The organism is Priestia taiwanensis, assembly GCF_014638355.1.
GTDB classification, from domain to species: domain Bacteria; phylum Bacillota; class Bacilli; order Bacillales; family Bacillaceae_G; genus Priestia_D; species Priestia_D taiwanensis.
On record NZ_BMFK01000001.1, the window covers coordinates 253,302 to 263,104 of the forward strand.

Sequence of the window (9,803 nt, forward strand, 5' to 3'; positions counted from 1 at the left end):
ATAGCTATGCTTTTTGGTTAGTCTATACATAAAAAGAAATTAACATGGAATGGGGGCCGACATTTATGTTCTTTTCACGAAAAAAGAAAAAATATGTGATGGGTGGGGAATTGAAGGAAGAGCGATGTAAAGTAGAGGAGAGGGGAACCGAGAAACACGACGTAGAACGATATTTTCGTCCGTCGTGTTTACCTGTGTTGAATACACGCATTTCACGTGATTTCTTTGATCCGTATTATGACAAGAAGTATGATGAAATTGTATTACCATCTAGAGTTGTGAAGTCTCCTGAAGATACAATTCTCTATTATTTTAGTGTTTTATGGGAAGCTGCTTATTTTGCTTATTTAGACGGGCGTCCATGTGGATCCGTTGGAGCTGGGACGATACCGTATCCGGTTGCGTATAATTTTTTATCGAAAGCTTATCAAAAGAGGATTTCTTACAAAACATTTCTAACATCGTTTACTGATATCGCTCATGTTAATTTGATTAAAATAAACCATGTTCAAGTAGATATAGAACATCCCCACGTACTTCGATACTTCATTGAAATTGAAACAATCCAATCGACCAGCAAGCATTCATCATCGTTTATTTATTATTATGGCTATGTCTACATCAAAAAAGACTCGAATGGTTATTACATCAATGATATGGAATTCTATGAAGAAGACTTCCTCTGTGCGGCGTATCATTTATGGCAACATAATGCCGAAGCCGTTGTAGCAGCAAAGTATGGGAATTGGTGTAACCTTGTGAAGAAAATACTTCCAACGAAGCAAGATGGATATGTGAAGACAATTGGTGCGTTGGGGGATGATGGAGAGGCGTATCAATTCGTCTTTTTTCAATTAACGAACGACACAGATGTCTTAGTAGGACAATACAAAAAAGGTGCGAGCGGGAAGTGGGAAGATTTGCACCTTGTGCCAGAAGACTGTACGAAGCAGAAAGGTTAAGGAACGATGGCGTCCACTTCGATTTCGACAAGTAAGTCAGGGTCAATAAGCGCCTGTACTTCAACCATCGTTGCGACAGGTTGAATGTGTTGGAAGAATTCGCCGTGTGCTTTTCCAATCGCTTCCCAGTTTGAAATATCCGTGACATACATTCGCGTTCGGATGACGTGGGATAAATTAGCGTCTACTTCTTCTAGGGCATAAGTAATCGTTTGGAGAATAAACTTCGTCTGTTCGTATGGATCATTGATACCAACAATTTTTCCATCTTTCATAGCGGTTGTGCCGGCGACAGCAATAGTATTACCAACACGGATAGCTCTACTATAGCCAACAATACTTTCCCATGGTGAACCAGTGTATACGTGTGTTCGTTTCATCATGACTCCCCTTTCGTTTATAAAAGAAAAAGCTCTGCATCGTGCAGAGCTTTTTTAAAACGTATTTATACTATTCGAATTTTAACGCGTCTCCGTCGAATGCCTCGTCTGCTACTTTAATTGAGTCAGTTGGGCAACCTTCAACAGCGTCCATCATATCGTCTAATAATACATCTGGAATTTCAACGATACCTTGGTTATCATCAAGTGTTACGAATGCAATACCTTCGTCATCGTAATCATAAATGTCTGGTGCAGCTGCGCCACAAGCGCCACAAGCGATGCAAGTATCTTTGTCTACAATTGTATATTTTGCCATGAGAAAAAACCCCCTAATAAAATTAAATCGATAATCATATGTTTGATGTTCATCAACAGATGAATCATGATGTCTAATCTTATTGTAAAAGAGTTGTCTTCATTTTTCAAGCCTAAAGTATAATGATAATGGTTATCAATTAGGTATGTCAACTATTATTTTTTAAAAATAGATTAGACGCCCATTTTTTCAAAGAAAAAGTGCCGATACGATATAATATTATCATTTTATAAAGAAGGTGCTTAACAGGGAGAAGAATTTTGGTAAAATGGTAATAAAGCACGGGAAGGAGAGGCAAATAGATGAATGAGCTCCATTTTTTATTGATGAAGATGATGAAGCAAATTGCAGGGGATCGAACAATATATGGACTTTATCATTTATTGAAAGGAAAGAAGTCCTCTCAAACGATTCAAGATGCAAGTATGTACGGGTTATTACCGTATTTTCGGATTATACCTTCGTTAACACGCCCAGTGTTTGACGAGCACATTACATACCTACGTCAGCGAGGGTACATTAAGGCGAAGGAGAATTCCGTATACGAACTGACAGATAGTGGTTTAGCGCATCTTCTTGAACAGGAAAAGATAGCGCCACTTCCAACAAAAATGAATGGATACAAATATAGTGATGTGGCAATGACGTTTTGGAGAAGGCTATCCTTACTTGTTCAGACGATTTCACATATGAAGCAAGGAAGTAAAACATTTCAACCAATTATTCAAGATGAAGAAACAACCAAATGGGTGAAACAATTTTTATTACATAGTGGGTACATGCGTGATGAGTTAGCAGAGAAGGTACATGAGGAATGTTATCGCTTTTTAGTAACGAGAAGTGAGGAAGAAGCGACTATCTTTGTGTTGCGCTTAACAGGTCACGACCGTATTGGCTGGACGAATGAACAAATTGGAAGGAAGCTTGGCATGCATTCATGGCGTGTATATTTCATCGCGCAACAACTCTTGCATGAATGGATACGTATTATTCGCCAGCGAGGAGAGTATGCTTTGCTCGCATATATCTGTCCAGCAGAAGAAACAATGTTGTTAAGTCATTCAACAAAAACAACGTATGAGCTGCTTCAAAAAGGCTTCTCTATTGACGATATAAGTAAAAGAAGGGGATTGAAGCGGAATACAATCGAAGATCACATTATAGAAATTGCCTTGTATGATCGCCAGTTAAATATTGAGTTGTTTTTATCAAAAGAAAAATACAAGCGTATCGAAGGCGCTTATCATACATATAAGACGAGAAAGTTACGGCAGCTGAAAGAAGCGTTAGAGGATGATATAAGTTATTTCGAGATTCGCCTTGTATTAGCAAGGATTGGTAAGAAGTGATGAGAGTAGAGACAGTATTACGTGAGAAATTTGGATATGATTCGTTTCGAAAAGGGCAGAAAGAAATTATTGAAGATGTCGTAACGAGAAAGAATGTTATAGGGTTGCTTCCTACTGGTGCAGGAAAGTCGATCTGTTATCAATTACCTGCTTACATAATGGAGGGAAGTGTGGTAGTTGTTTCACCGCTTCTTTCGCTAATGGAAGATCAAGTAGCTCAGTTACGCCAAATTGGAGAGAAGCGTGTTATTGCATTCAATAGTTTCCGAACATTTGAAGAAAAACGTTATGCAATTGCTCATTTACATACATTTAAGTTTATTTTCGTCTCCCCGGAAATGTTACAGTATGATCGCTTTGCACATGCATTAGCGAGGTTAAAGGTTGCGTTGTTTGTCGTAGATGAGGCGCATTGTATTTCACAGTGGGGACATGAATTCCGCACTGATTATATGAAAATTAAAGATTGCTTACAGCAAATTGGTTATCCACCTGTCTTAGCATTAACCGCAACAGCAACAAAAGAAGTGCTGCATGATATTACGGTAAGCCTTGGTTTACAGAATGTTGCGTATCACCTTCACTCGATTGATAGACCGAATATTGCTATTAAGGTCGAACATTTACGGGGGATGGAAGAAAAGAAAGAGCGTCTTTATGAATTAGTTCAGCAATTACAGGGACCAGGTATTATTTATTGTTCGAGTCGCGTACTTAGTGAACAACTTGCAGAAGCACTGAAAGAAAAAGGAATGGATGGCGTGGAAGCATATCACGGCGGAATGGAACATGAGAAGCGGATGCTTATTCAGCAACAGTTTATGAAAGATCAATTGTCCATTATTTCGAGTACGAGTGCGTTTGGGATGGGAGTGAATAAGCCTAATATTCGTTTTGTTATTCACGTTCAATATCCAACAAATATGGAAGCGTATTTGCAAGAAATCGGTCGTGCTGGTCGTGATGGGAAGAATAGTATTGCCATTTTGCTATCGACACCATTAGATGATGAGGTACCGCTTGCGATGGTGAAAGAAGAACTACCAACGAAAGCGCAAGTACGGCAGTTATATACAATGCTTATGAAGGCAAATGATACGACAATGGAGGCATTAGAAATGTACTGTACTCGTATGATTGGCTTAGATGAAGCGAAATGGCGTTTCTTAACGTATCAACTTGAGTTGTTAGGAGTTATAGTTGATAGCGCAGTGCAGAAAAACAAGTTAAATGAAGATACATTCCATAGGATATGTACGATTATTGAGTCAAGGGTACAACATAAATTACGGAATTTATATGGGATGAAAGAATGGTTACATACAGAAACATGTCGACGAGAAGCGTATTTACGTATTTTCGGTGAAACAGTAGAAAATAGACCTGTTAATTGTTGTGATAGATGTGGAATTAATCTTACTGCATACGAACGAACAGACGAAGGAAAGGTATCATCTCTATTTTCATGGCCAGAAGAATTACGTCAATTGTTTCGAATAGAAGGGATGGGTGATTCATGAAGCAACGAGAGATGATTAAACGAATGACAGATCGAGAACTCGTGTGGAATGTATACATTACGCAATTATTAGTGTTAGCATTCGCTGTTATGATCGGTTATTTCGTTTTTCCATCGCTTCAACACTTTTTCTTGTTATGGCAATTTGATGCATATGAATTAGGTGTATACGGTGGTGGGATAGCATGTATTGTCGTGCTGTTGAATGTTGTGTTAACGAAAGTATTGCCTGAAGATTATATGGATGATGGTGGTATTAATGACCGTATTTTCCGTAGTATTTCGATTGCTGAAATATTTGGATTGACGCTCCTTATTGCCTTTGCAGAGGAAGTATTGTTTCGTGGAGTGATTCAGACACAATTTGGACTAGTGATTGCGAGTATTATATTTGCGCTTTTACATGTTCGATATTTAAACAAAATTGTTCTGTTTTCCCTAGTAGTTGGGTGCAGCTTCTTACTAGGGATTGCATATGAGAAGACAGGGAATCTTGCGGTGACGTTTTTTGCACATTTTCTCATTGACTTCATAATGGGAGTATGGTTACATCTAGATAAAGAGGACAGTCGAGGTGGTAAAGATGACGAAGAAGGATGAGAAGTTAGACCAAGCAGAAATATTACGAAAAAGAATGAGTGGACCAACAGAAGAAGCACCAGATATGTTGCATTTACCGCCTAGAAGTGAAAAGCACGTAGAGGAAGAGAAGAAGACAAGATGGCGTATTAAACATCCAATTGTGCGTTTGCTAGCTATTTGTTTCATCTTAATTCCAGGTACAATTGTTGCATATATTATTCATCAACATAACAAACAAGAAACAGTCGCACCTAATCATTACGAACGTGTGACGGTTAATAAAGGGAATACAAATGAAACACAGAAGAAAGAAGAGCCAGTAGCAGAAGCGAAGGAAGAAACAAAGGAAGAAACGAAGCCAGTAGAAGAGCCGGCGAAAGAAGATCAACCTGAGAAAAAGGAAGAACCGCCTAAGCAAGATAATATGATTTATCATACGGTAAAAGAAGGAGATACGTTATATTCTTTAGCAATGAAATATTTCGGTAATCGTAACGGAGAACGTGTGATTGAAGAATATAATCAACTAGAATCGAGAGATCTAGTAGTTGGTAGCGTATTAGAAATTCCAAAAGATGTGAAAGAAATTGTGAAGTAAGCAACACTTTGTTCATGCAAAAAGCAATATCCTGATGTATGATGCATAGAGGGATATTGCTTTTTTTCGATAGGGAGGAAGGAATCGATATGATTTATGTACTAATAGGATGTACGATGTTACTTGGAATAGTACTTCTAACATATATGTATCAACAAGCAAAGGAAAATAACCTCCTCACACATGAGTTGGAATTTGAGCACTTTCCACATACGTTTGGAGAGGTGAACATTTTTTTCATTTCTGATATTCATCGCCGTGTTGTGTCGCCTAAGCTACTAGAGAAAATAGATAAGAAAATAGACCTTGTCATTATTGGTGGTGACTTAGCAGAGAAAGGGGTACCTATTTCGCGGGTGAAAGAAAATCTTACGCGTTTGAAAGAACTAGGCCCAATGTATTTCGTATGGGGAAATAATGATGAAGAAGTGAACGTGAAAGACTTAGATGCGTTGTTGGTAGAGATGAATGTGAAAGTGTTAGAGAATACAGCCGTGCATTTTGAGTCGTATGAAGGAGAGAAAATTTCGTTAATCGGTGTTGATGATTGGGCACGAGGCCGAACTAATTTACAAGCAGCAATGTCTGATAGTGAAAGAGGGACATTCCGCATTCTTGTTAGTCATAATCCTGATATTACAAAAGTTGTAGAGGATGGACATAATGTTTCGCTTATTCTTAGCGGACATACGCATGGAGGGCAAATTCGAATATTTGGTATGGGGCCATACGAGCAAGGTAGTGTAAAGGAGCAGGATGGATGTGTACATGTAATTAGCAATGGCTACGGTACAACACGCTTGCCACTTCGTTTAGGTGCAAAGCCACAAGCTCATCTATTGACGTTGAAAACGAAAGTATAAATATTTTTTTGTAAAAACATAGTTGATAATGTAGTAGGAAATTTGTTACAATTTGAAAAATTAGACGTTACCTTGTTTATTTTTATGTAGACCGAGACTGTATGACAAATGGACGAGCTACAAAAAATGGGCGAACGAAAGAAAAGAATGAACATATGATAAAGAAAAAACGAGAGCTAGCAAGAAGCAAGGAGGTTTGGCGATGAGGCTAGAGCGACTAAATTATAATAAGATTAAAGTGTTTTTAACATTCGATGATCTTCTAGAGCGTGGACTAACAAAAGATGATTTATGGAAAGATGCTCCGAAAGTACAGCAGCTATTCCGTGACATGATGTATGAAGCAAGTGTAGAATTAGGCTTTGAGGCAGATGGTCCAATTGCTGTAGAAATATTTTCACTGCAAGCACAAGGAATGGTAGTCATTGTGACGAAGGAAAGCCATGATTCCGACCTCGATGAAGATTTAGAAGATGAATTCATTGAAATGCAAGTGACTATGGATGAAACGCAAGATATCTTATATGAATTAAAAACATTAGAAGATGTTATTGCATTAACAACAGTTTTACATCCGCTTGGAATTACTGGTGGGAAATTATATTCTTTCCAAAATCATTTCTATCTCTTATTTGATGAAGAGGATATAGTGGGCTTAAATCAGCCGAACTTCATCGCCATTCTAGCAGAGTATGGTAATTCATCAACGATTACCATTTATCGTATTATGGAATATGGAAAAGAGTTAATGAAGGAACATGCAGTACGTCAAATATATCAACATTTCGTGACACTTTCACATAAATAAAAAAAGAGCTGTCCCATCAGTAGATGAGACAGCTCTTTTGTCGTTAATATAGGTATCCGAGTAAATCAAGTTCGCCGTTTTCCCATTGTCTTTCGCTTACTTCTTTTATCATAGGCTCCGGTATGATTCCGTATATTGTTTGGTTTTCGTCATCGATTTGAAGCCATCTGCATGTATTGTCTACTAATCTGAAGCCTATAGACGTCAATCATCTGCAAATAAGAGTATAAAGTCAATTGTTCTTCCTTTGGCAAAAAACATCAATTTCACGAAGGAGGAGAGAACCAACTCCTTGTGAGCGATGTGTCTGCTTAACACATAAATCAATAATGCCTAGTACGTGTATCGCGTTCCCGTTTTACATTCATCACACGGTAGTCTAAGCCAGCTTGTCCAACGAGTTGATTGGCATTATTGTATGCTATGGGGGGATTTGCTTGAAATAAATATGATTGCATGTATAATCTTCACCGAAACATTTAACTAGTAACTGTTGTTGGAGCTTCATAATAAAGATTGATTAAAAATTGTACTTTACGCTTTATTAAATAACAAATACAAAAACTCCATTTTGAAAAAGATTAATCAAAATGGAGTTTCATTTTTTTTGTTATGTATAAGGTTTTTATAAAAAAGTTTGATTATTTTAAGCTCTTTATTCAACTAAAGCACCTGATAGTTTAAGGGTATTCTCTCGCGAAATTAAACATAAATACCCTGATTACAATTTGATGGGGAGATTTCACAACCAATAAATTTTGAAGAAAAAACGAACCTCAAATATATGAAGTTGGTTCTACTCCTTTTGCGACTAAGGATTTATTTTGAAATCCTCAACTATGGTCAAGATTACATTATAGGCTTCTTTTGATTTAATTATATCATCGTTCTTGTGTTCTTCATATGTAATCAGAGCTTTCCACAGAGCCCATCCTCTAGCTCTATTCCAAGTTCTCTCATCCATTTTTAAGACGTCCTTAAAAACCGTTCTACTTTCATTATCAAAGAAGGTCCAAGCCATAGCTGCATCACATGAAGGGTCTCCAACACCTAGTATTCCAAAGTCTATTACTGCACTCAGCTTTCCGTTTTGTACTAGGATATTTCCTACTGCGATATCTCCGTGAAGCCATACAGGCTCTCGTTCCCATTTGGAATCTAAAGATAAATCCCAGAGTTTCGTTAAAATAACTTTATCAAAAACATCTCTATTTTTTTCGATAGCATTTCTAGATTCATGGTCGTATACAGAAAGAGGTGCACCTCGATAAAAATTATGAGCTCCAGCTACCGGACCCTCACTTGCGTCAATAGATTGCAATTCAATTAAAAATTCACCTAAATCTTTAGCGAATTGGTTAAGGTCTTTTACGTTTTCTCTAGTTACTGTTTCGCCGTCAAGCCATTTGTTAATAGACCAAGGGAATGGATATTCTTCATTCGGTTCTCCTTTTGCAATTGGAGAAGATATAGGCACTGAAAGCTTTTGGGCTAAAATCGGTAACCACTTTTGTTCTTTTTTTACTTGTGGTACATAACCAGAGGCACTTGGTAGTCTAACACTCATATTATTCCCTAAGTGGAATGTCCGATTGTCATGTCCATCTAATTTAACTGGTTTAATTTCTAAATGAGCCCACTCTTGAAATTGTTCATTTATTAGTTTTGTTACTAGTGCGGAGTCGATTTTAATCATATCTCTTTCCTTTCTATTTTCCTATTATTTATAGCAGTAATTCCGACTGTCAAAGATAAACATAAAATGCCAATTGCTAATTTCTGTTTCATCTCTCGGTGGTAATTATAAACACAATTTTTGTGAGACAATTAAGTGAATTATGGTTTTGAAGCTAGTAACTAAGTTATCGATAATTGGATAATACAAATCCTTCTTCTATAAACCTGCTCCGATAGTTACATAGCAAAACAGAGCTGAACAAAGAACGAATACCGAAAATTGTTTAATCTTCTCTGACTCTATTATTTGCTCTTCACAATAATAAAGCTTCAAATTTCCATATAAAGATATTGGCATTGTAATTATAGATAATAAGCCAGTTAAAGCAAAGATACCATATATATTTAGTATGTTTCTAATACTAAACGGTTTCTAGTTCTGAGTAACACTATTGGAAGATTTAGGGTTATTTACCGAGATAAGCACCTCGCTTTAATTAATGAAGATAATTCTTAATTTTTCTAATTGTAACATTTTTAAAAAGCCAGTGGATTCTTATTGAGCTAGTCTGCCCCGTTAGTGGAATAAGAAACTTTAACTAACAAGGTTTCCTATCAATCTGTTTTAAAACGACAGTTGTAAGGCTATTCTTGTTGTATGAGATACGTTGTATTCCAAAACTTTTGTAATGTGCATGTTTATTTCTTCTGATTTTTCTCTTGTTTCTATAGAAAATAAACTTCGA

At 37.0% G+C, this 9,803-nt stretch carries 11 protein-coding genes; 7 read left to right on the forward strand and 4 right to left on the reverse strand.

What is annotated here, in order from left to right; genetic code table 11:
- Positions 1-65: 65 nt before the first annotated feature.
- The gene (locus IEV41_RS01260; protein ID WP_229722110.1) at positions 66-962 is read left to right on the forward strand and encodes a hypothetical protein; all 897 of its coding nucleotides are present in this window, start codon (positions 66-68) and stop codon (positions 960-962) included.
- On the opposite strand, the gene IEV41_RS01265 is transcribed toward IEV41_RS01260, so the two are convergent.
- The gene (locus tag IEV41_RS01265; RefSeq protein ID WP_188388633.1) at positions 959-1,342 is read right to left on the reverse strand and encodes a RidA family protein; all 384 of its coding nucleotides are present in this window, start codon (positions 1,340-1,342) and stop codon (positions 959-961) included. The two genes, IEV41_RS01260 and IEV41_RS01265, sit on opposite strands and share 4 nt — an antisense overlap.
- A 70-nt stretch (positions 1,343-1,412) precedes the next feature.
- On the reverse strand, positions 1,413-1,661 hold the full coding sequence (locus IEV41_RS01270; protein WP_188386648.1) for a ferredoxin: 249 nt from the start codon (positions 1,659-1,661) through the stop codon (positions 1,413-1,415).
- 302 nt (positions 1,662-1,963) lie between these two features.
- Between IEV41_RS01270 and IEV41_RS01275 the strand changes: the two genes are divergently transcribed.
- The 6 genes from IEV41_RS01275 to IEV41_RS01300 all read left to right on the forward strand — a co-directional run bounded on the left by IEV41_RS01275 (position 1,964) and on the right by IEV41_RS01300 (position 7,380).
- Entirely contained in the window at positions 1,964-3,010 is a 1,047-nt protein-coding gene (locus IEV41_RS01275) for a YpbB family protein (protein WP_188386649.1), read from the forward strand.
- The gene (locus IEV41_RS01280) at positions 3,010-4,530 is read left to right on the forward strand and encodes a RecQ family ATP-dependent DNA helicase (protein ID WP_188388634.1); all 1,521 of its coding nucleotides are present in this window, start codon (positions 3,010-3,012) and stop codon (positions 4,528-4,530) included. Before IEV41_RS01275 ends, IEV41_RS01280 begins: the two co-directional genes overlap by 1 nt.
- Positions 4,527-5,129 carry a CPBP family intramembrane glutamic endopeptidase gene (locus IEV41_RS01285; protein WP_188386650.1) on the forward strand — a complete coding sequence of 201 codons (603 nt, stop codon included), beginning with the start codon at positions 4,527-4,529 and terminating at the stop codon, positions 5,127-5,129. Before IEV41_RS01280 ends, IEV41_RS01285 begins: the two co-directional genes overlap by 4 nt.
- Positions 5,113-5,709, forward strand: coding sequence for a LysM peptidoglycan-binding domain-containing protein (locus IEV41_RS01290; RefSeq protein ID WP_188386651.1), 597 nt, complete (start codon positions 5,113-5,115; stop codon positions 5,707-5,709). Before IEV41_RS01285 ends, IEV41_RS01290 begins: the two co-directional genes overlap by 17 nt.
- An 89-nt stretch (positions 5,710-5,798) precedes the next feature.
- Positions 5,799-6,572 (forward strand): metallophosphoesterase, encoded by a 774-nt coding sequence (locus IEV41_RS01295; RefSeq protein ID WP_188386652.1) that lies wholly within the window; start codon positions 5,799-5,801, stop codon positions 6,570-6,572.
- Between the two features lie 202 nt (positions 6,573-6,774).
- Positions 6,775-7,380: a genetic competence negative regulator gene (locus tag IEV41_RS01300; protein ID WP_188386653.1), complete on the forward strand. Its 606-nt coding sequence runs from the start codon at positions 6,775-6,777 to the stop codon at positions 7,378-7,380.
- A gap of 323 nt (positions 7,381-7,703) precedes the next feature.
- Here the strand turns inward: IEV41_RS01300 and IEV41_RS20120 are convergent, their stop codons facing one another.
- Positions 7,704-7,838, reverse strand: a complete 135-nt coding sequence (locus IEV41_RS20120) for a hypothetical protein (RefSeq protein WP_268235122.1) — start codon at positions 7,836-7,838, stop codon at positions 7,704-7,706.
- Between the two features lie 353 nt (positions 7,839-8,191).
- The gene (locus tag IEV41_RS01310; RefSeq protein ID WP_188386654.1) at positions 8,192-9,076 is read right to left on the reverse strand and encodes an aminoglycoside phosphotransferase family protein; all 885 of its coding nucleotides are present in this window, start codon (positions 9,074-9,076) and stop codon (positions 8,192-8,194) included.
- Positions 9,077-9,803: the final 727 nt, after the last annotated feature.